Below are 21,743 nucleotides of genomic sequence, written 5' to 3' on the forward strand. Positions count from 1 at the left end.
CTCATAAGACTGCCAGGCGGAATCCTTTTTTCTATCTCTTGACCTTCACGTGGCGTGAAGCTTTACGATATTTTCCAGTACGATCAAGTAACTGGAGGGTGAACGATGCCAAACCACGAACAAATTTATAAAAACCAAGCGGAACAGTACGATCTGATGATTTCCAGACAACCAAGTCTGCTCGCTGTCATCGAAGAAATCACCCCCATTAAGGGACACGATGTGATCGATCTGGGAGCTGGCTCAGGAAGACTTACATCTGTGCTCGCCCCTCATGCCAAGTCCATTCTGGCTCTCGATGCTTCCGCTGCCATGCTAGAAGTGAATGCACATCAACTGACGCAAGCGGGTCTTTCCAATTGGAAAACCAGCGTAGCGGATCATCGAGAACTTCCCGCAGACGATAACAGTTCGGATGTCCTCGTAGCGGGATGGACGGTTTGTTACCTTACCAGTTCAGAAGTTCCCAACAATGAGCTCAATCTTGAAAAGATCATTCAGGAGATGAAGCGCGTGCTTCGTCCTGGTGGCACGATCGTCATCATGGAGACGATGGGTACTGGATATGAAACACCGTACCCACCCGAATTTCTTACACAGTACTATTCCTTGTTAGAAAATAAGTACGGCTTCTCTCACAAATGGATTCGCTTGGACTATCAGTTTACAGACATAGCCGAAGCAGAACAGCTTTCACGGTTTTTCTTTGGAGAGGAGCTCGGGAACAGAGTCGCTCGGGAAAAGCTGGTGACATTGCCGGAATGCGCGGGGGTATGGTGGCTGACACCCCACTAGAAATTTGGATTTCCCATTTTGCCCATCTGATAATCGTTAAAAGCCTCAGCGATTTCCTCCGGGCTATTCATAACAAATGGACCGTGCATGACAATCGGCTCGTCGATCGGTTCCCCGCTGAGTACAAGAATGATTGTACGGTCTGCTTGTCCTTCTAGCTGAATCTCTCCGGGGACATTTTCAAACAAGACAAAATCTCCTTCATGGACTACCTGGTTTTCGTTGACTCGGGCTGATCCTCGCAGTATTAGAGCAGCGGTATTAAAGGACGTTGGCAGGCTACATTGTGCTTTTCCACCTGCTTTGAGCTCCATATCGAACAAATGGATCGGCGTAAATGTTTGCGCTGGCCCCTTTATGCCGTTGAATTCTCCTGCAATGACGCGAACGCTCCCACCACCATCGGGTAAATCGCTTCTTCCCATTTGGGAAGACAGCAGCTCCTGATATCTCGGGGAATGCATCTTGTTTGCACGGGGAAGGTTCACCCAGAGCTGAATCATTTGAAACAGTCCGCCGCGCTTGGCAAACTCTCGTTCATGATATTCCTTGTGTAAAAGTCCCGAGCCTGCCGTCATCCACTGTACGTCTCCTGGCCCAATGATGCCATGATTTCCTTGATTGTCATGATGCTCAATGGCCCCCTCATAAGCAATAGTGACGGTCTCAAATCCGCGATGAGGATGCGCTCCTACGCCTCTGACCTGCTCACTGGGAGGAAACACAAAGGGCGCGTTATAATCCATCAAGATAAAGGGACTAAATCGTTGCCCAAACCGATTTCCCGACGGAAAGTAGTTGGAGACACGAAAACCGTCTCCGACCATATGGAAGGGGGCTCCCTTGTAGACCTCCTCGATTTTACGAAAGGTTGTCATTGTTCAGGCCCCCTTTATTTTGCTGGCAGTACATCATGGTCGATATATCTTTCACCATTCAGCTCACTAATGACATTGACCGCTACCTTGGCACCGTCTCCGGCAGTAATAATGGCGTGGAAGCCGGCACCAGCACAAACACCTGCGGCCCAAACGCCTTCCATGCTCGTCTTGCCGCTGTTGTCTACCGCAATAACCGTTTTGACACGCGGTTCGGTCCCTGGCTTTGTTTCAATTCCCAATTGTCCCGCCAAGTCCACCAGCATCCCCGTCGTCAGGATGACCTGATTGGCTTCAAACTGCCCTTTGTCCTCTGTCTCAATGACAAAGCCATCTTCCTTTTTCACAATGTTCGTTACTTTGTCTTGCACCAATTCGGCTCCAAACTTGACCGCCTGCTGTTTCCCTGTTTCTACAAGCTCAGGTCCTGTCATTTCCATCACACCAAGGTAATTCCAAAATAATGCCCGCTTAGTTACGCTCTTGTCGTTGTCCACAAGCAACGTTTTCTTGCCTGATTTTGCCGCAAAAAGTGCCGCGCTCGATCCAGCAGGTCCTGCTCCAATAATGACGATATCATACATAATGATGTACCCCTTTCACTTTGAAAAAATGACGATTCGTTCTGCCAGCTAGACACTGGCTACTCTCGTATTATTACCCCATCATTCCTAATAATCCGTAGAAACGCCCCTCCTCTATATCTCAAATTAGAGATATTAGAACCGATTGAATACGTTTCGTTCATGACAAGGTGGGGGAAAAACTGTGGTTGTGATATATCTTAAATTAAAGATATAACGAACATGCTTATTCGTCAAGGATATTTTCGCGCTACAGCAAAAAAGAAGAGGAAGACGTCAACTCTTCCTCTCTTCGGACTGCTCCATTCTCTCACGAATCAGCTCCACGAGAGCGTCGATATAGTCAGCCGAATCATTCAACGCCGATGGATTGAAATCGTGTCTTGGCAGCCAGCAACGTATCCGACGAAGGGATTTTGCCGTGAAACAGATGGGTGTAAAAGGGCAGTACATCATCGATTGATTGCAACGAGGCGTAAGATAACATGAGCAGGGCTTTCATCTGATTTTCGCAACTCCTTTTGGCTATTCTACACGAAGACCTTGCTCTTGAACAAAAAAGACGACCCCTGATCGTTCAGAAGTCGTCCGCGTGTTAATTCCGTGTGTCTCTTATTTTTTCACAGAAGGCATGACACCATCTGGAATCGGGCACACATACGTTTGATCGCCCAAACGCTGTTTCAGCTCGACTTTTGCCTGTTCGATCAGCTCTGGGTTTTTCAGCATGTCAATCGCTGTAGAAGCCATGACTTTCCCCGCATGCAGCATCCCTTTATGTGCCATGGATGTCGCCCCGAGAGACACCCATTGCCAGGAGTGCAGCGTGGAGCCGTTTATATAGCACGCAGTCGTGCATTGTGCGGTCGGCGTAATCCAGCTCACATCCCCTACATCCGTGGAGCCGTTCAGCGGAATTTTTGATCCGTCGAATGGATTGAGCCATGTCACCATGTCTGGAGCAGGCATGTCCGGTGACTGTTTTTCCGAAGTAGCGAGCTCCTGCTTGGACAGCGTCGCACGCATTTCTTTTGCCAATTGCAGCTCCGCTTCATCATGCACAGGGACGCCCAGCTCCTGGAAGTTTTTATACATAACCTCTTCGAGTAGCTTGTTTTGAACGAGGTTCGAGCACGCTTTGTCGAATACGATCTCTACCTCGGTTTCGGTCATGAGCGCAGCGCCTTGCGCAATTTTGCATACGCGCTCGTAAATCTCCTGTACTTGATCAACCTTTGGCGCACGTACGAGATAGAGCACCTCTGCTTTCGGTTGAACCACATTTGGCGACAAGCCGCCGGAGTTCGTGATGGCATAGTGCACACGTGCTTCCGGGATGATGTGCTCACGCAAGTAGTTCACGCCGACGTTCATCAATTCCACTGCATCGAGTGCGCTTCGACCGAGATGTGGACTTGCTGCCGCATGGGCGCTCTTTCCTTTGAACTTGAAGTAGATTTGATAGTTCGCGAGCGAATCTATGGACATGATGCTGTTGTAGCCCATTGGGTGCCAGCAAAGTGCGAAATCCACGTCGTCAAACAATCCTGCTCGCGCCATGAACGCTTTCCCGGAGCCGCCTTCTTCTCCTGGGCAGCCGTAGTAACGAACTGTCCCCGTCAAGTTGTTCTCTTCCATGTACTCTTTCACTGCAACTGCTGCCGCAAGAGAAGCGGTACCAAGCAGGTTGTGTCCGCAGCCATGGCCGTTTGCTCCTGCTACGAGAGGCTCTTCTGTGGTTTGGCCTTTTTTCTGGCTCATACCCGACAGAGCGTCGAACTCGCCCAAAATCGCCACGACAGGATTGCCGCTGCCAAAGCTTCCGATGAAGGCCGTTTGGATTCCGCCTACACCGCGTTCAACCTTGAAGCCCTCTCCTTCGAGTGTTTGAACCAGCAGCTCAGCAGATTGGTACTCTTCAAAACGCGTCTCCGCGAAATCCCAAATCTGGTCGCTCACCTTGATAAAGGCTTCCCGTTTTTTCTCAATCATTTCTGCAATTCGCTTGGTATGCATTCGCAAACATCCTCTCTGCCCTCGTTGTCCACGTGCTTTTTCGCTCAGTTAGGAACGTTTTTTACGTCAGCAATCGTCTGGCAATTCGGTTCAAAAGCGCTACGCTGCGTGGCAAAATCTCTTCTTGTATATCGAATTTCGGATGGTGGTGAGGCGCCGGGATGTCCGTACCGATTGCCATGTACGTTCCTTTTCCGCCACGATCCTGAACGCGTTTAATCATAAAGCTGGCATCTTCACTGCCCATCGAATTGTAATCGCCGTGCTTAAAGGAATGGAAGCCTTCTACTTGCTTGGCTTCTTCCAGTGCCAGCTCTGCCATCTCCACATCGTAGTTGATCGGGATGGCTCCCCCGACGACTTCGATCTTGTAGTCGAGTTCATGCATAGCGGCACTGTGTGCGATGATGTTGCGTACGCGGTTTTCTACTTCTGCATTTACTTCTTCGGTAATGGAGCGAGTCTCCACAACCATCTTGGCATAGGCTGGAATGATGTTCGCTGCTGTTCCGCCTTCTAGCACACCCACATTGATTCTTGTATCACCCGTGCTGAAGCGCGGAATCGCATGAATGTTCAACAGGGCGGTAGCCGCTCCGAGCAATGCATTTTTCCCTTGCTCTGGCGACGCACCAGCATGTGAAGAAACACCATAGAAATGCGCCATCATTTTCGTGGTAGCCAAAAATCCGTAGGAACCGCCATGTACCTCACCTAGCGGCACATTGACACCCAAATGGTTGCAGAAAATATAGTCAACATCGTCCAAATGGCCTTTTTCCACGATCGCGTATGCACCGCGAACACCTTCTTCGGCTGGTTGGAAGATCAGTTTGAGCGTACCGGAAAAATCTCCTGCTGCAAGCGCTTCTGCCAATCCCAAGCCAATCGTGGTATGACCGTCGTGAGCACAGGCATGCATGTTACCTTCATAGTGGGAGCGGAAGCCATTCGCTTGTGGAAAATGATCTTGCTCCGTGCTTTCCAAAACAGGCAGTGCGTCCATGTCAAAACGGAATGCAACCGTTGGTCCAGGTGCCTTCCCTTTCTTCACACCGATCACTGCTGTATAGCCACCGCGCATTTTTTCCACGATCGCCGGGTTTGCACCGTCACGCAAAGCTCTTTCATACGCTGCCTCGAGAACCGCCTCGGAAGGCAAGCCCCGACGGGAATCTCCATCGATTGCTTCTTGTCCGTATATGACCTCATAGCCGAGGGACGTCAAAATCTCTACTACCTTGGAAGCAGTTCGGAACTCCGTAAAACCCACCTCTGGATGTCTATGAAAATCTCTTCGCAACGAAACCAGATCCAACATCGTTCAATTCCTCCTGTTAACTCTGGAGCATGTCTTTTTCCATGCCCAGGTCCGATAGGCAAGCTCTAGTAATATGAGAAGACTGGCAAATGTAAACCCTTACAATATACGAATATTAAAAGACATTTTCGCTTAATTGAATTATATAGTTGCCTCTCTGTTTTTTCAATAGAAGTTGTTAGAGTTCTTGAAAAATAACAAAACTTCTTCTCGCTGTTGTGATGGGGAGGAAACAGGAGAAAACGCTCAGCTTATAGGGCCACCCGCTGGGGGATTGACTGCACGACTCCATGCAAAAAGCGAAACCGCGTCCAAAGTAGTCCATTCAGGAGGTTTTTCAGAGGTGGACGCTTAAGAGCGTGTTTCGCTTTTTGCATTGCGTCTCGGTCGGTGTCCCTAAGATCTTCGCTTATTTCTCCTGTTTCCTCTGCGAGCTATCCATGTTTAAACGAGCTTTTAAAGATTTATATGAATGAAGAAATATCATCAGTTACGACAGAGAAGAATATTTCCAGACGTAGCGACTTGTGAAGTCCTACCGAGCGGAGAAGGGGTTCGCGGGCAAAAGAAACGCAACGTGCTCGCGCTACGAAGCGGCTACCACTTTTGCGTTTCCCCGCGAATCCCTTCGGAGCGGACAGTCTTTCCCCTCAGCAGGACGGAGCCTGGAGCCTAGTCTGGAAATATTCTTCTCTCCACTGCAGCCCCATGACATGAAAAAACACCCGAAACCTCTCGTCGGGTGCTTTCATTTCTTTAACTGATAAAGCTTCTTCGGTCGTCCACGCACAGCCTGCTGCTCTTCCCCGCCGAACTCGGCCAAATCCACTTCGCACAAGCTACCCATGATCCGCTGGGCATTCCGTACTGTCATCGACAAATGCGAAGCGATATCCGTCGTCGAAAACGTCTTCCAGCCCATACGCTGAACAAGCGCACGCAGCTTGTGATACGATTTGACACTTACATTGGCCCGGTTCAGCTTTTCCAATAGCTCTCGGTCACTGGAGCGGAACGAATAGGTGAGCTCCTCTGTTTCTCCCACCGATTCCATCATGACGCCATTATCCTGTACGACGACAATGCCTGCCCCCGGTCGTTCTTTTGCATGCTGGATCGCTTTTCGCGCATTGTTTTCCGCAGAAAAAGCTGTATCCCCAAAGCCTACACCTACTGCAACCGGAACCTCTGCCTCCAAAGAGAGCTGTTCCACCGTATGTCGTAGCATTTCAATCTCTCGCTGAATCGCACCACGCGAACTGAAAATCTGGTAGCGTCCGTTGCCATTTGCCAATAGAGAGCCGTCCAGCCGATCGCAGAGCGCAAGCAGGATTTGTCTGATCTTCAGCTCCAGATGCTGCAAGTAAAAGCGCGTGCTGGTCCGCTCTGGAATCTTGTCAAACTGCTCCAGCTCAATGATCTCTACCCCGATTTGTGTGTCCTTAAAATAGGAGCTTTTCACCTTTTCGATGACGATTTTCATCGCCTGACGAATCTCCATTTTCGTCATCAGGACACGATAGACAGGAATACCCTCCTCGCGCAGCGCATGCTCAACCACAGAAAACGTGGTGAACGCTCCTTGTGTCTTGCCTTCACGCCACAGCGATACATGAAACTGCGTGATCGCATCGAGGTCAAAATTTTCGTTGTACGTACTGACGTAAATCCCCTCTTCGTGTATGTCCAGCTCCGACATCGCCTCACGTAAGTGCGTTCCTTCCGACTCAATCATATCAATCGATACACGGTTCACGGCTGTCTTTTGATCAATCGACATCTGGATGAAGCAACGATACAAATTCGAACCGTTCGGTGGGCAATACACGATATTGGCATCCGGGCTGAGTACGTTTTTCGCAATCGTAAACGGAATCGGGCCAGAGAAAAACCATCCATTTAATTCTGGATGATGCTCCAGAACGATCTTGCTCACGTCACGAACGTCCTCATATCGAAAAGGAACAAATTCGATCTCATGCTCAAATTCATTGGCGACCGCCAGTATCCGCTCCACCGAAGGATACGGTCCTACAACACCGATTCTATACATAAGGGCGCTTTCTCCTACCTGTTCTTGATAGACACCTTTTCCTCATTCATATCATGTACGCTTCTCTTTGTCCATCGAATACCAAATGTGTTGCCGAACGAAAAAGAATAAAAAAGAACTGATGGTTATATACACCTTATCCATCAGTTCTTTCTCTATGTTTTATACGACTAATAGCGATTCAAGTTTTTAATGTACTTGCCAGCAGCCACTTGTCCCTCGTAAACCCATCCTGGTGGAACAGGTGAATATTTGCTTACTAATAATACGGTTCCATAAGGAGCTCCAACGACATTCATAATCGTTTTGCTGTCATAATTTTCTCGCGCGACAACCCATCCAGTTGGAATCGGGGAGAACTTGGTTACATTGAACTCCGTACGATAAGTTGCTCCTATTACATATTTGATCACCCGACCAGCTACTTCATCTCTTAAAACGACCCACCCCGCTGGAACGGGAGAATATTTGCTAACTCGTAATTCCTCACCATAGGGAGCACCTGCTGTATTTTTAATGAGCTTGGAGCCTAGATCTTCACGAATGACGACCCAACCTGCTGGGACAGCAGCAGATTTTCGAATCCACTCCTCATCTGAACTCCATCTGGCAGAAGCTAATGAAGGTTCTTTCTGCCCACCAACACTATTGGCTTGAATCGGTGACGTTAACACTGCAGAAAATACGGCTACACTTAATGCGGAAAAAACCATTTTCTTGAACATAGTGATCCCCACCTCTCCTATCATTAATAACTACCAAAATATACCATATTTTTAAAAACGAGTAAATTTTTGAGAAAAGTCAATTAATTTTATACCACTATTCCTATCTATCAATGACCTAAGTAAATATTTTTTATCGAGAAACTAAAAAAATTCCTTTGCTATCGAAAACGCAAGCAAATATTCTGAATATACGTTTTCTATCATTTTTAAGGGGGTATTTATGAAAAAGGGACTGGCAATTGCAACCTGTCTTACCTTGCTTTTCGGGGTACTAGCGGGGTGCTCGAACTCTTCCGCACCCGCTGAACCCACAGGCTCCACTACACCTGCAGAAGCGACAAAAACAGAGCCGATGGTGTTAAAATGGAGCATCAACAGTGAGCCGCCTTCGATGGACCCTGGGATCGCCGTCGACGCGGATTCGTTTGACATGATTTACGCTGCCTTTGAAGGTTTGACCAGCTATGACACGAATGGACAACTCGTCAATGCTACGGCTGAGAGCTTCACCAACTCGCCGGATTACATGAATTACACCTTCAAAATTCGCAAGGACGCCAAATGGAGCAACGGAGCTCCTGTTACCGCCCATGATTTCGTCTATGCGATCAAGCGCAACCTCGATCCGAAAACAGCGTCCGAGTACGCCTACCAGCTTTATTACATTAAAGGAGGAGAGGAGTACAATACGGGGAAAGGCAAAGCAGAGGATGTAGGTGTCAAGGCTGTAGACGACTACACCGTGGAATTCAATCTGAAGTCACCGACTCCATTTTTCCGTGAGCTAACCTTCTTCCCTACCCTCTTCCCGTTGCATCAAAAAACGCTGGAAGGAAACCCGAAATGGGCGGATGAAGCGAAAACAATCGTAGGAAATGGTCCATTCATCATGGACACGTGGGAGCACAAAAGCAGAATCGTCTTTACGAAAAACCCGAACTACTGGGATAAAGACAACGTCAAGCTCGACCGGATTGAAATTGCTATGATCGAGGACAACAATACAGCGTTCTCGATGTTCGAAAATGGCGATATCGACTGGGGCGGCTATCCTGCCTCAACACTTCCGACCGACGCAATCCCTACACTCAAAGATGCAGGAAAGCTAATGGTCGCGGATAATCCCGGCACTCAATCCGTTGTTTTTAATACAAACAAACCACCATTCAACAACAAAAAAATTCGCCAAGCCTTCGCTTATGCCATCAACCGTCAGGAAATCATCGACAATATTTTGCAGACGGGTGTTCCGGCCGCCTATGGTTGGGTACCGACTTCCATGGGATTAAAACCAGACGGCTACTTTAAAGAAGACCAGGCGAAAGCCAAGGCACTGCTGGAAGAAGGTATGAAGGAGCTCGGACTCTCGACCTTCCCGACCGTTACCTACACCTTTGACTCGAATGATACCAACAAAAAGCTGGCCGAAGCCCTGCAAGATCAGTGGAAAAAAGCACTCGGCGTCGACGTGAAGCTGTACACGGCAGAGCTGAAGGTGTACCGCGACATGCGATCGCAAGCCAACTTTGACATGATCCGCTTCCAATGGGGCGCAGACTTCAACGACCCGATCAACTTCCTGGAGATGTTCCGCGACAAAACGGGCGGAAACAACCACCCGGATTGGGAAAATGCCAAGTTCAAAGAGCTGATCGACAAGAGCTACAACGAGCCTAATCTCGACGAGCGCAAAAAAATCCTGCTAGAAGCGGAAACGATTCTTATGGAGGAGATGCCGCTGGCTCCGATCAACTTCCGCGGAAGCCCTTATGTGAAAAACGACAAGGTGAAGGATTTCATCATCTTCCCGCTGGGGGGCGCGTACTTCAAGTACACCTCGGTTAATCCGTAAAGAATAAAATCCTATTTATGTTTGTGCGAACATAGTGGTGGGGAAGAGAAAAACGGGCTCCCTACGTTGGTGGCACGCCAACGAGGAAGCGGAGATGTCCGTCTCCACTCCAAAAAGCGGTACGTCGACCAAAAGCCACCCGATGGGCGGAAGCTTCTCAGGGGAGAGGTTGGTCGACAAGCGTGTACCGCTTTTTTCCGTTTCGACTGGGCAGGCGCACCAAGGCCTCCGGTCGCTCCGTTTTTCTCTTCCTGCCGTGAGTTTTCTGTAATCACCAACTTCATGAAAACATTTAACCCAACTAAAACAGGCTGTACCTGTCTTGATAGACGGTACAGCCTGTTTCCATTAATTTACACAGTCAGTGTTTTTTGTTCGTTTCCGTTGTAGACATTGGTCTCCAGTTCTTTTGTCACTCTGCTTGTTAAGAGCCCGGAGGTCATGCTTCCGCTTACGTTTAGCGCTGTGCGGCCCATGTCAATCAACGGCTCAACGGAGATGAGCAGACCGACAATGGCAATTGGCAAATTCATCGTGGACAGAACGAGCAGTGCTGCAAAGGTCGCTCCGCCTCCTACACCTGCAACCCCGAAGGAGCTGAGTGCCACTACTGCGATCAGCGTCAGGATGAATGATGGTGTCAGCGGATCAATTCCCGCGACTGGAGCCACCATGATGGCCAGCATGGCTGGATAAATACCAGCGCAGCCGTTTTGTCCGATGGAGAGTCCAAAGGAGCCTGCGAAGTTGGCAATTCCCTCAGGAACGCCCATGCTTTGTTGCGTTTTTACATTCAGCGGCAATGCGCCCGCGCTCGTACGCGAAGTGAAGGCGAACGTCAGGACAGGGAATGCTTTTTTCACATAGGTGATTGGATTCAATCCTGCAAACGTCAACAGCAACAGATGAATGATAAACATGATGATCATCGCCACATAGGAAGCGACAACGAACTTGCCAAGCTGCCAGATCGCATTGTAATCACTGGTAGCTGCCACTCTGATCATGATTGCCAGTACACCATATGGCGTCAGGCGCAAGATCAATGTCACGACACGCATAGTAATCGTATGGAATGCGTCCACAATTTTTGCAAACAATTCAGCTTGCTCCGGATTTTTGCGTTTTACTCCTAAATACGCAACACCGATAATCGCGGAGAAAATCACGACGGCAATCGTAGAAGTCGCCCGATCTCCAGTCAGATCGAGGAAAGGATTCGCAGGAAGCAGTTCCAGAATTTTGGCTGGCATGCTCAAGTTCTCGATATCACCCAAGCGCTGCTCTACCTGTTCGATTCGAGCGGATTCCGCATCCCCTTGCTGGAATTGTGCCCCGTCGAGATTAAATGCCAAGGTAGTCGAAATCCCGATCGCTGCCGCGACAGCAGTCGTTCCTACCAAAAGTCCGATAATCAGCGTACTGATTTTCCCAATGTTATTGGTTAATTTCATTTTGGTGAAAGCCGATAAAATAGAGATGAATACCAGTGGCATTACGATCATTTGAAGCAGCTTCACATAGCCTTTCCCTACAATGTTGTACCATTCGATGGTGGATTTGAGTACGTCCGATTTGGCTCCGTATACGTATTGCAAAATGAGTCCAAATAAAATCCCGAGTCCAAGACCGACAAATACTCGCTTGGAAAAAGAAATATGCTTCTTTTGCATGGCGTACAATCCAGCAATGAATAAGAGCAACAAAACAATATTTACGATGATCAATAACGTCGACATATATTCCCCTCCCTTTCGTTTTATGTACCTCTCATTATTGTATTCGGTATAGATATAGTTATATTACCAACAATCCCTACTGGTCAAGTATGAATTGTTTTTGTATTATTCCAAACTGTCTTACAGAGGTACCTATTGTCCGGCTGTAGTGGTGGGGAGGAAACAGGAGAAAACGCTCAGCTTCTAGGGCCACCCCCTGGGGGATTGACTGCACGACTCCATGCAAAAAGCGAAACCGCGTCCAAAGTAGTCCATTCAGGAGGCTTTTCAGAGGTGGACGCTTAAGAGCGTGTTTCGCTTTTTACATTCCGTCTCGGTCGGTGTCCCTAAGATCTTCGCTTATTTCTCCTGTTTCCTCTGCGAGCTTTCCCTGTTTAAACGGGCTTTTAGAGATTGAAAAGAATGAAGAAATATCATCAGTTACGACAGAGAAGAATATTTCCAGACGTAGCCTGGAGCTTAGACTGAAATATTCTTCTCCCCACCGCAGCCACATATAAAGTGACCAATGAAAAAACCAGGAACCGCCCATTTGGACGATTCCTGGTTAGTTAGTAATACGAAATTGTTTCGCTTATTTCAGTTGCTTCACCACCAAACACCACAACCAGGTGAGGACGACCGCACCAATGACTCCGGCAATGACGTTGAAACCGGCCCACATCCACAGCCAATCACCCAGTACCAAATCGCCCAGCCAGCTACCCAAAAGAGCAGCGATGAGCGATGCCCACCAGCCTGATCCCGCCGCTTTTCCTGTACAGATCAAGCTCATTGCCCACCAAACGACCACACCGACGACAGCCCATACGAACCAGAACATTCGTACACACTCCCTCTCTCATGATGGCGACGCTTACATAAGGGCCAAAATAATGACTAGTTATCTGTTACCATCATATTGAACAAAAGAGAAAGTGTGCATAGGCGTTTAATTGGTATACAGTTCTGCTCGGCGGTTGGCTACGCTTGGCAATTTACCCCGTACTCGTTCAATCCGACTTACATCCAGCTCTGTGATCAATAACGTTTCTTCTTCCCCTGCGCTTGCAATCACGACACCCATCGGATCGACGAACATGCTGCGTCCAGCAAAAATATTTCCAACCTGATCAGCCGCACATACAAACATCGTGTTTTCAATGGCACGCGCACGAACCAGTGTCTCCCAGTGATCCTCCTTCATCGCTCCGGCTACCCAACCTGCTGGCACAAACAAAATATCGGCACCCTGGAGTGCAAACTGTCTCGCGATTTCCGGGAAGCGCACTTCGTAGCAAACCATCAGCCCGATTTTGCCGAATTCCGTTTCCACCACTTGATACGGATTATCCCCAGGCGCGATGAAGTCCGATTCTGTGTAGGAAAAGGCATCGTACAAATGTGTCTTGCGGTACGCATGCAGCAACTGTCCTTCACGGCCTAGAAAAACAGTCGTATTGTAGGCGCGGTTTTCATCACCCTCGATGGATTCAAACACACCGCAAACCACATAAACGCCATGCTCCGAAGCTAGCTCTGCCAATCCGGAAACAAATGGACCATCCAGCTTTTCCGCTACCTCTGCTGGCGTTACTCCTGACTTTGGCGTGGCAGGTGCGCTATACATTTCAGGCAAGATGACAAAATCTGCTCCTGCTGCCTTTGCTTTTGAAATGTAATCGGCTGCTTTTTGCAAATTTTGCGTCTTATCCATCGTCGCTGTCAGTTGTGCAATTGCTACTTTCATGAATATCCCCGTCCTTTCCATTCATACAAAGCTCTCGTTTTCTTACTTGCTAGTATAACTGATTTTGACTGAGTTCCAAGTAATTATGCTTTACCAGCCAGACGTCTTGTATATAATGGACTTGTCATCTTGCGTATAAATTTTCACCCTATCGAAAGTAGGTGAGTTCATGTCTATCCGTATCAAGCTACTGCTCTCTTACACAGGGATGCTAGTCATCAGCTTGCTGACGTTTTTCGTAGCCGCCAGTCTGTTTACGATTGCGGCGACAGGCGATTTCAACAGCTTTCGTGACTTTTATAAAGTGCATTATCAGCTCAATCCGCTGACTGAACAAGAAGAGAATATTTTTCTTGAATTGAAATATCTCGCCAAGAATGAGCCGGATCAATTGCAAAACCAGGAGCTGCTTGCCGATTACGATTTCAAGCTCAAAACAGTACGAGCTGGCCTGTATGTCCGCAGAGAGAGCAATCAAGTCTTTACCTCCCCAACCATCAATCAGCCCGAGCTGGAAAACAGCTTGCCGCCCTATGACTTGAACAACAACCAGATTCGCAACACGTTCAACATCGGCGAAAGATTTTATGCGTATGCCAAGTTTGACTTCAAGTTTTCAGATGGCGCAAAAGGCAGTGTCTTTGTGATCCGCGAGCGCAGTCCATTTGGTGAAGTTATCCGCAAACTGCTGCCGATGCTCGTGTTCCTCCTCCTCGGCGTCATTGTCATCGCAAACGTCTTGTTGTACCGCTGGATTACTCGCAGCGTCGTCAAGCCGCTCGATTTACTCCGCAATTCAGCCGAGAACATCAAGGAAGGCAATCTGGACTTTGAGCTCCATCTACAAACGAAGGACGAGATTGGACAACTGAACGAAGCGTTCGAGAACATGCGCAAACGATTGCAGGAATCAGTGCGGCTGCGCCTTGAGGATGAAGAAAGTCGCAAAGAGTTGATCTCCAACATCTCGCATGATTTGCGCACGCCAATTACCAATATCAAGGGCTACATCGAAGGAATCCGTGATGGCGTGGCTGATACCCCGGAGAAAATGGACAAGTACGTGAACATCATTTACTCCAAAGCAGTAGACCTCGACATGCTCGTCGATGAGCTGTTTCTCTACTCCAAGCTCGATCTGAAGCAAGTGCCCTTTACGTTTGAACATGTAGATATCGTGCAGTTTTTGGATGACTGCATCGACGAACTGCACTACGATCTGGAAAAGAAGGGCATCACAATTCAGTGGAATCAGCGCACAGCAGAAGACACCCTGGTCATCGCCGATCTGGAAAAAATCAAGCGCACCGTCTTAAACATCATCGGCAACTCGCAAAAATACATGGATAAACCTGAGAAAATCATCTGCGTCTCGGTTCAAGCGGACGCTCAGTGGGCGACCATTGAAATAAAAGACAACGGCATCGGTATCCCGCAAGAAGCCATTCCTCACCTGTTCGAACGCTTTTATCGAGTGGAGCAATCCCGTAATTCTTCCACGGGTGGTAGCGGTCTCGGACTGTCCATCGCGCGCCAGATCGTCGAGGGTCACGGCGGCAGAATTTGGGTAGAGAGCAAGCAAGGTGTAGGTACCAGCCTGTTCTTTACGTTAAAACGTACCCACAAACAATAGGAGGTGCACATTCCCATGTCTTCACGTATCCTCATCATTGAAGATGAGACGACTATCGCTCAACTGGAGCGGGATTATTTTGAACTGAATGGCTTTCAGGTCGATTTATGCCACTCTGGCAGCGAAGGCTTGCCGCTGGCCATCAAAGGCGACTACAGTTTGATCATCGTTGATTTGCAGCTTCCGGGAATGGACGGCTTCGAATTGTGCAGCCAGATCAGACAAGTCAAGGAAGTGCCGATCCTGATCGTCTCCGCCAAAAAAGAAGAGATCGATAAAATTCGCGCCTTTAATCTCGGTGCCGATGACTATATTACAAAGCCGTTTAGCCCAAGCGAATTAGTAGCCAGAGCCAAAGCCCATCTGACGAGATACGAGCGTTTGACAGCCCGACAACCTCAACCAACGAACGCAGAGATTCACATTCGCGGTCTCGTCATCGACAAAGTTTCAAGAAGAGTGTATGTACGCAATCAGGAAGTCATTTTCACGACAAGAGAATTTAACCTGCTTGAATTTTTAGCGACTCACCCGAATCGGGTTTTTAACAAAAACGAGCTGTTCGAACGAATCTGGGGTATGGATTCCAGCGGAGATATCGCGACCGTTACGGTGCACATTCGCAAGCTGCGTGAAAAAATCGAAGTCGATCCATCCAATCCGCAGTATATCGAAACGGTCTGGGGTGCCGGTTACCGATTTACTGTCTAAACGTGAATACCATGATCATGACAAAGCCTTCAGCCAAAACGAGGACGAATTTTCCGTTCCACGTCAAAGCTGGAGGGTTTTTTTTACGTGTAAGAAAGTTTAATCACTTCACCGTTTCAAAGCGTCATTGCTTAAACTTTCTGGAGCGCATAATGACTTTCCGCTAAAGCGCGGTCGCTCCTCCATGTCCAGGCTTCGATAGAGGTCATTTTATCTTTTTTTAAGAACTTTTTTAGATTCTATTAATCTCTTGTTTCTTGGCAGTTTAGATCTCTCGACTATCCTACAGGTAATCAAGCACCAACCGACCCTAAAGGAGGACCAACCGATGAGAAAGTTTTCCAATAAAATCGCAATCATGATGCTGGCAACTGTTTTGGGTACAGCATCCCTTCCTTACGCTGTACTGAATGTGCAAGCAGCTTCCACTCCCCTGAGTGCACAAGAAGTTCAAAAAGCGGTTAGTGAACTCGCCAAGCTGCAAGTGATGCAAAGCAACTCCAACACTCACAATCAAGTTACGCGCGCTGAACTGGCAAAAATGGTCTCACACACATTTGGTTTGCAAGGCGGCAAAACAGATAAATCCGTAACCTTCACGGATGTGAAAACAAATGATTGGTTCTACAAATACGCGGTTGACCTGGTATCTCTTGATATTATGCAAGCAAAAGATGGCAAGTTCGATCCGCGTGGAACTGTGACGGATGCTGAGCTCACACAAGTCGTTGCAAAAGCGCTCAAGCGCGATGCGAAATCCGTTAACTACTGGGCTGAACGGTTCTTCTCGGCAGACAGCACCGCTACTCGCGGCGAAGCTGCTTATCTGTTGAATACGGCTCGTCAGGCAATGCCTTCTGACAAAGCAAGCATCACGAATGTACAAGCCTTGAATGAAATCACGTTGATTGTGACCTTCGACGCTCCGTTGACCGCAGAAAACGAAGCATTTGCCAAAGCAAAAGAAGACTTTGTCTTCAGCGAAGGTCTGACACTGACCAACATGCCACGTCTGAAAACGGGTTCTACCAATACTTACATCGTGCCGACCTCGGTTCAAAAGCCAGGAACTACCTACACCCTGACATACAAAGGGAAAAAGGCGGGTACATTCCAAGGCAACGCAACCAAGATCGACATGACCGAAGTACGCCAAGTAACAAACGACACGTTTGAAGTCGAGTCCCTGCGAGCAAATGGTGTCATCGATTACGGATATATCATCTCTGCCTACAGCGGCGGACGCGGTGCAAATGCATTGGTGCTGGATCAAAACAACAGTGCAGACGGTAAAACGTATCAAATCATTCCTTCCATGCAAGCAAGACAAGTGACCATTACACCGGAAGGCGGACAACCAATCGTAGCGAAATACGTGCCTTTCACACAATCAACAGACGGCAAGCAAGAAATTAAATTCCGTCTCCCAGAAGGCCAAGTCCTGACTCCGGGCGTTACGTACACCATCACGTCAGACTGGGCGAATATCGCGAATCCTACCTTCACCGCAAAAGAAATCGCTCCGCTCGAAATCAGCGAAGCCAAAGCAGCTAGTGAAACTTCTATCACCGTTACCCTGACAGAAGACCCGGGAGACGAGCTGTTCTCCGGACGCAGCGTAGAACTTACTAGTGCAGATGGAGAAAAACTGCTGGCGACGTACAAATATTCCAGCCGCAAAGGTACCACAGGCGTGTTTGACATCCAGCAAGATGGTAAACTGAAAGCAGGTACCACATACACGGTAATACCTGTCGGCGATTGGGCTGGCAAATCTTCTGCCGAGCTGACAGTCGAGTAGTTTTTGTGTGATGCAGGTATCCAAATCAAAAGAAAGGTGTGGGCTCGCTATACTGCGAATTGGTCTTATGACGATCGCCATCGCTCTGACTGGGTGTGAGATGAATTGGAAGACCCTCTTGACGAGTGGCGAGCAGCAAGCAACCCAGGCGGTGAAAGTTGAAATGGATAAGCTGAATCAAGCCTTATTGACGGCAACCAGTCAAGGAGACAAAGCAGCGATTGAGAAGCTGCTTGCAGAAGGCGCGGATATTGACGCTACCGATAGTAGAGGCCGCACCTCTGCGATGATCGCGGTCCACTCTACTCAACTCGACGTTTTCAACTTGTTGGTTGAACGAGGAGCTAACATCAACATCCGAGACAACAACTTAGACAATCCCCTGCTCTTCGCAAGCGCAGCAGGCCAGCTCGCATTCGTAAAAGCCTCGATAGCAGCAGGTGCCGACACTACCATTACGAACCGTTTTGGCGGAACGGCCTTGATTCCTGCGGCTGATCGTGGACATGTCGAGATCGTCAAGGAACTGCTCACCACCTCTGATGTCAACATTGATCACGTCAACAGATTGGGCTGGACCGCTCTCTTAGAAGCAGTGATTTTGGGCGATGGTGGCAAGAAGCATCAGGAAATCGTGAAGCTCCTGATCGAGCACAATGCCAATGTCAATCTCGCTGATCACGATGGTGTGACGCCTCTCGGGCATGCGAAGAAGCATGGCTACAAAGAAATGATTGAAATGCTCACGCAAGCTGGCGGAAAATAAGAAAATACCTAATTGAAAAAGGATAGGATCGTCAGAACTCATCTGACCCCTATCCTTTTTCTTATTTTCTAGACCAAAAGACCCCGAAAAACTCAAAACTTTTTCTATATTCAGGCGTCAATTACTAGTGGACTATTCCATTATACCTATACCATTTTGATGATTGGAGCCTGTTTTACATGACCGTCAGCTCGTATACATCTATTCTGGAAACGGACAAACGAATCCGAAAAGCTTCTCCTAACCTTGAACCCAAGGTGGAGATGTACAAGCTCTTTCTTGCTTCTACAGACGCTATTGAAATCCACATGAATAACCTGACGCATCCTTTGACTACCATCAGAATCTATGACATCCATCGGACAAAACTCGCAGAAGCTGAATATAGTCCGAACGCCCCGATCATCCTTCCCTTTTTTCCGGAGGAAGATGGTCTATACTACGTGCAACTGACGATTGGACCTGATCCAGACCCTCAGCACACCTATCAACTGCACGTGGATAAGTACAAACGCCTATCTGGGATCATCAATCAATCGGAGGAATTTCCCGCAGAAAATGGTCCGTACATGATCGGACCAGACGATGTCATCATAACTGCTGGGACTTCAATCTGCTTTGAAGCAGGTACATCCATCAACGTACGCTGCCAAAACAAGATCGTCGTCCAAAACGGTGCCTCTATTTCTTTTCGCGGGGAATCAGACAAACCTGTCGTCGTCATCGGCGCCATTGACGATACAACCGCGCACCGTTGGAATCAGCTCGTGTTATCTCCCTTGGCTGAGGCAAGCTTCCAGCACATCATTGTGCAATACGACAACGACGAAGACGGTGTGGACTTCCTGACCTCAGCAGCCCCTTTCGTGGCGATCGCCTCATCCGTTGAAGAATTCGAGTCAACCGTTGCCAAAACGAACTATGTGGAGCGGGCCGCAGTCGTATCTCCCTCTTCTCGCCTGGACTTCATTAAAACTTGGTTTCAACAGTCCAGCCCATATCGCTTCCATATTTTTGGAGACTTCTTGCCTGAGCTCTATTTCGGCATCGATGTCACCACCTTTGCGCGATGGGAAACGGATACCAAGCGGATTAATGAAGAACGCGTAGAAGCTGGTGAAATCAACTACTGGGATTTTGTTAACGGCAACTTCACTGCCGATTTGATAGAGGCTACGTATCTGTTTGCCAATAATGAGAGCAGCCCGGAGCTGCGAATCCAACGATTGATTGATTTTCTGATCATCGCGCAAAAATGGAGAAGAAAACACGGGTGCTTCAGCTTGTTCGACATGCTTGATCCGTTCCATGATCACGACGAGGAATTTTACAAAACGTTCGAACAAATGTCGTCCGCCTTCTGGCTCGCGCACAATACGTCCATTATTCACTGGGATACTCTTTCACGAGAACTCGGCATTTGGCAAAAAGAAAGTTTCTTCGAACGGCAATTTATCAACTCTGTCATGATTCGCCTGCACTTCGCAGCCGATCTGCCGTTCTCCCTCCCGGGGTATGGAAACAACATTCCACCTGTCGGCTTTCTCGGTATTTCCATTCACTTTGGCCCGTTCCGCTATCCAGAGGATTATCCGGCACCCGAGCCTGAATTCGACGTCAATTACGGGGAACTCTCTACAGCTACCTATGTGAAATTTATGTTCGAATCGTTGCTCAATGGCAAAACGAATCCCGTCTACACATGGTGGATACCTACACAAGCGGATAAGGAGCTGTTTCGAACCTTGCAGGAGAAGGGCATCTCGCTGGATTCCCCTCCAGAAGATTGGGACCGCGAATTCGTGCAGCCTGCTAGAAAAACGCTGGAGGAGATTCGGGCATTCTACCTTAATCCTACTGCAAATGAAAGATTCACCCCCAACTGTTGAGGTCGGGAGAAGCCATGCCACATGACTTTCGAACAGCAGAGGATTTTGTGTAACCTGTAGAAAGTATTTCGATTTTCGATCTTTGAATTGAACCGTTCAGGGAAGCACACAAAGCTGCGCGGAAAGAAGCGCATTTCCAGCCCAAGCGCCTCTGAAGCCCAACTCAGCTTCGGAATGAATGGCGGGGAATTTCAGCTTCACCTATGAGATACTTCCTCGAAACTGTCTACGTTTGAAGCGCTCCCGCCATTCATTCCGAAGCGGACAGTGAATCCCACCTTGCGGGGCGGAGGCCGAAGCGTAGACTGGAAACGCGCTTCTTTCCCCCACTACAGCTACTAATTCACAAAATTTTTCCCATAGTAAATCTCGTCCATCTCTATTTGCAATTGTTTGGTAATATCCTCCTGCTCTTCCGGTGTCAGCTTCTCCTTCGTGTATCCGAACAAATAATTGTTCAGATCAAACTCCCTTCGCTTGCACTTGGTATGAAAAATATTATCTTGGTACACATTCACATCAATCATGTGGAACAATTCCTTAATTTCCTCGGGAATATAATTTTGGATCGAACTGATGTCGTGATCGATGAACAGCTTGTATCCATGTATATCCCGGGTAAAACCGCGTACCTTGTAATCAATTGTCATCAGGTCTGTATCAAACGAACGAATTAAATAATTGAGTGCTTTGAGCGGAGAAATTTCGCCACAAGTCGACACGTCGATATCGGCCCGGAATGTACTGATGCCCTCCGTTGGATGGTACTCTGGATACGTATGTACCGTAATATGGCTCTTGTCCAATTGCAGCACCACATTTTCAGGCAAAGGTCCGGGGGATTCCTCATAAGATTCAGTAGGGACTTCTACGACCGGACCCTCGGATACAAGAACAGTGACGCTCGCTCCTTGTGGTACATAATCTTGTTGGGCGACATTCAGTATATGTGCGCCGATAATATCCGACACGTTTTTCAGGATATTCGTCAATCGCTCTGCATTGTATTGTTCATCTATGTATTCGATATACGCTTCCCGTTCGGCTTTTGTTTTCGTATAGCAGATGTCGTACATGTTGAAGCTGAGTGACTTGGTCAAATTGTTGAAGCCATGCAGCGTAACGTTTTGTTCTGTTTTTTGTTCCAAGCGTCATTTCCCCCTGTGGTAGCATCCAAAACTCGTTCGCTCTTACTTTTTCCTCCACCTCGCTCATAAATACCCGTTACTTTTGTCCTACCTAAAAATG

The 21,743-nt window shown here is 48.1% G+C and carries 18 protein-coding genes; 7 read left to right on the forward strand and 11 right to left on the reverse strand.

The features are described from left to right. Positions 1-105: 105 nt before the first annotated feature. Entirely contained in the window at positions 106-795 is a 690-nt protein-coding gene (locus HP568_RS02070; protein WP_173628168.1) for a class I SAM-dependent methyltransferase, read from the forward strand. Here HP568_RS02070 and HP568_RS02075 read toward each other — a convergent pair. The 7 genes from HP568_RS02075 to HP568_RS02105 all read right to left on the reverse strand — a co-directional run bounded on the left by HP568_RS02075 (position 792) and on the right by HP568_RS02105 (position 8,372). Next, positions 792-1,673, reverse strand: a complete 882-nt coding sequence (locus tag HP568_RS02075; protein WP_173628169.1) for a pirin family protein — start codon at positions 1,671-1,673, stop codon at positions 792-794. The genes HP568_RS02070 and HP568_RS02075 overlap by 4 nt on opposite strands. 14 nt (positions 1,674-1,687) lie before the next feature. Then, on the reverse strand, positions 1,688-2,257 hold the full coding sequence (locus HP568_RS02080) for an NAD(P)/FAD-dependent oxidoreductase (RefSeq protein WP_048031247.1): 570 nt from the start codon (positions 2,255-2,257) through the stop codon (positions 1,688-1,690). A gap of 352 nt (positions 2,258-2,609) precedes the next feature. Then, positions 2,610-2,744 carry a hypothetical protein gene (locus HP568_RS29965; RefSeq protein ID WP_256434899.1) on the reverse strand — a complete coding sequence of 45 codons (135 nt, stop codon included), beginning with the start codon at positions 2,742-2,744 and terminating at the stop codon, positions 2,610-2,612. Between the two features lie 125 nt (positions 2,745-2,869). Continuing rightward, a complete protein-coding gene (locus tag HP568_RS02090; protein WP_305852938.1) occupies positions 2,870-4,273 on the reverse strand; it encodes a M20 family metallopeptidase in 1,404 nt (467 codons plus the stop codon). Positions 4,274-4,334: 61 nt separating this feature from the next. Continuing rightward, a complete protein-coding gene (locus HP568_RS02095) occupies positions 4,335-5,594 on the reverse strand; it encodes an amidohydrolase (protein WP_048031245.1) in 1,260 nt (419 codons plus the stop codon). 748 nt (positions 5,595-6,342) lie between these two features. Continuing rightward, the gene (locus tag HP568_RS02100) at positions 6,343-7,647 is read right to left on the reverse strand and encodes a hypothetical protein (protein WP_173628171.1); all 1,305 of its coding nucleotides are present in this window, start codon (positions 7,645-7,647) and stop codon (positions 6,343-6,345) included. A 170-nt stretch (positions 7,648-7,817) separates the two neighbouring features. Continuing rightward, complete coding sequence (locus tag HP568_RS02105) at positions 7,818-8,372, reverse strand: hypothetical protein (protein ID WP_173628172.1); 555 nt, start codon at positions 8,370-8,372, stop codon at positions 7,818-7,820. Positions 8,373-8,595: 223 nt separating this feature from the next. Here HP568_RS02105 and HP568_RS02110 point away from each other — a divergent pair, with 223 nt between their 5' ends. Next, on the forward strand, positions 8,596-10,227 hold the full coding sequence (locus tag HP568_RS02110; protein ID WP_173628173.1) for a peptide ABC transporter substrate-binding protein: 1,632 nt from the start codon (positions 8,596-8,598) through the stop codon (positions 10,225-10,227). Between the two features lie 353 nt (positions 10,228-10,580). Here HP568_RS02110 and HP568_RS02115 read toward each other — a convergent pair whose 3' ends face one another. From HP568_RS02115 to HP568_RS02125, 3 genes are all read right to left on the reverse strand, one after another. After that, complete coding sequence (locus HP568_RS02115; protein ID WP_048031241.1) at positions 10,581-11,966, reverse strand: L-cystine transporter; 1,386 nt, start codon at positions 11,964-11,966, stop codon at positions 10,581-10,583. A 574-nt stretch (positions 11,967-12,540) separates the two neighbouring features. Further along, the gene (locus HP568_RS02120) at positions 12,541-12,789 is read right to left on the reverse strand and encodes a hypothetical protein (RefSeq protein ID WP_173628174.1); all 249 of its coding nucleotides are present in this window, start codon (positions 12,787-12,789) and stop codon (positions 12,541-12,543) included. Between the two features lie 108 nt (positions 12,790-12,897). Next, on the reverse strand, positions 12,898-13,695 hold the full coding sequence (locus HP568_RS02125; RefSeq protein ID WP_048031240.1) for a carbon-nitrogen hydrolase family protein: 798 nt from the start codon (positions 13,693-13,695) through the stop codon (positions 12,898-12,900). 169 nt (positions 13,696-13,864) lie between these two features. Between HP568_RS02125 and HP568_RS02130 the strand changes: the two genes are divergently transcribed. The 5 genes from HP568_RS02130 to HP568_RS02150 all read left to right on the forward strand — a co-directional run bounded on the left by HP568_RS02130 (position 13,865) and on the right by HP568_RS02150 (position 20,495). Further along, the gene (locus HP568_RS02130; protein WP_048031239.1) at positions 13,865-15,328 is read left to right on the forward strand and encodes a sensor histidine kinase; all 1,464 of its coding nucleotides are present in this window, start codon (positions 13,865-13,867) and stop codon (positions 15,326-15,328) included. A 15-nt stretch (positions 15,329-15,343) separates the two neighbouring features. Then, entirely contained in the window at positions 15,344-16,039 is a 696-nt protein-coding gene (locus HP568_RS02135) for a response regulator transcription factor (protein WP_173628175.1), read from the forward strand. A gap of 328 nt (positions 16,040-16,367) precedes the next feature. After that, positions 16,368-17,840, forward strand: coding sequence for an S-layer homology domain-containing protein (locus tag HP568_RS02140; RefSeq protein ID WP_173628176.1), 1,473 nt, complete (start codon positions 16,368-16,370; stop codon positions 17,838-17,840). Positions 17,841-17,940: 100 nt separating this feature from the next. Then, positions 17,941-18,606: an ankyrin repeat domain-containing protein gene (locus HP568_RS02145; RefSeq protein ID WP_173628298.1), complete on the forward strand. Its 666-nt coding sequence runs from the start codon at positions 17,941-17,943 to the stop codon at positions 18,604-18,606. Positions 18,607-18,785: 179 nt separating this feature from the next. Further along, positions 18,786-20,495: a hypothetical protein gene (locus HP568_RS02150; RefSeq protein ID WP_173628177.1), complete on the forward strand. Its 1,710-nt coding sequence runs from the start codon at positions 18,786-18,788 to the stop codon at positions 20,493-20,495. A 338-nt stretch (positions 20,496-20,833) separates the two neighbouring features. On the opposite strand, the gene speD is transcribed toward HP568_RS02150, so the two are convergent. Then, entirely contained in the window at positions 20,834-21,643 is an 810-nt protein-coding gene (speD, locus tag HP568_RS02155; RefSeq protein WP_048031235.1) for an adenosylmethionine decarboxylase, read from the reverse strand. Positions 21,644-21,743: the final 100 nt, after the last annotated feature.

It is taken from the genome of Brevibacillus sp. MS2.2, assembly GCF_013284345.1.
Taxonomy (GTDB): domain Bacteria; phylum Bacillota; class Bacilli; order Brevibacillales; family Brevibacillaceae; genus Brevibacillus; species Brevibacillus brevis_C.

Bases quoted from the DNA above. Each gene is read 5' to 3' on its own strand.
- HP568_RS02070 (WP_173628168.1), top strand. From the start codon at position 106: ATGCCAAACCACGAACAAATTTATAAAAACCAAGCGGAACAGTACGAT.
- HP568_RS02075 (WP_173628169.1), bottom strand. From the start codon at position 1,673: ATGACAACCTTTCGTAAAATCGAGGAGGTCTACAAGGGAGCCCCCTTC.
- HP568_RS02080 (WP_048031247.1), bottom strand. From the start codon at position 2,257: ATGTATGATATCGTCATTATTGGAGCAGGACCTGCTGGATCGAGCGCG.
- HP568_RS29965 (WP_256434899.1), bottom strand. From the start codon at position 2,744: ATGTTATCTTACGCCTCGTTGCAATCAATCGATGATGTACTGCCCTTT.
- HP568_RS02090 (WP_305852938.1), bottom strand. From the start codon at position 4,273: ATGCATACCAAGCGAATTGCAGAAATGATTGAGAAAAAACGGGAAGCC.
- HP568_RS02095 (WP_048031245.1), bottom strand. From the start codon at position 5,594: ATGTTGGATCTGGTTTCGTTGCGAAGAGATTTTCATAGACATCCAGAG.
- HP568_RS02100 (WP_173628171.1), bottom strand. From the start codon at position 7,647: ATGTATAGAATCGGTGTTGTAGGACCGTATCCTTCGGTGGAGCGGATA.
- HP568_RS02105 (WP_173628172.1), bottom strand. From the start codon at position 8,372: ATGTTCAAGAAAATGGTTTTTTCCGCATTAAGTGTAGCCGTATTTTCT.
- HP568_RS02110 (WP_173628173.1), top strand. From the start codon at position 8,596: ATGAAAAAGGGACTGGCAATTGCAACCTGTCTTACCTTGCTTTTCGGG.
- HP568_RS02115 (WP_048031241.1), bottom strand. From the start codon at position 11,966: ATGTCGACGTTATTGATCATCGTAAATATTGTTTTGTTGCTCTTATTC.
- HP568_RS02120 (WP_173628174.1), bottom strand. From the start codon at position 12,789: ATGTTCTGGTTCGTATGGGCTGTCGTCGGTGTGGTCGTTTGGTGGGCA.
- HP568_RS02125 (WP_048031240.1), bottom strand. From the start codon at position 13,695: ATGAAAGTAGCAATTGCACAACTGACAGCGACGATGGATAAGACGCAA.
- HP568_RS02130 (WP_048031239.1), top strand. From the start codon at position 13,865: ATGTCTATCCGTATCAAGCTACTGCTCTCTTACACAGGGATGCTAGTC.
- HP568_RS02135 (WP_173628175.1), top strand. From the start codon at position 15,344: ATGTCTTCACGTATCCTCATCATTGAAGATGAGACGACTATCGCTCAA.
- HP568_RS02140 (WP_173628176.1), top strand. From the start codon at position 16,368: ATGAGAAAGTTTTCCAATAAAATCGCAATCATGATGCTGGCAACTGTT.
- HP568_RS02145 (WP_173628298.1), top strand. From the start codon at position 17,941: ATGAATTGGAAGACCCTCTTGACGAGTGGCGAGCAGCAAGCAACCCAG.
- HP568_RS02150 (WP_173628177.1), top strand. From the start codon at position 18,786: ATGACCGTCAGCTCGTATACATCTATTCTGGAAACGGACAAACGAATC.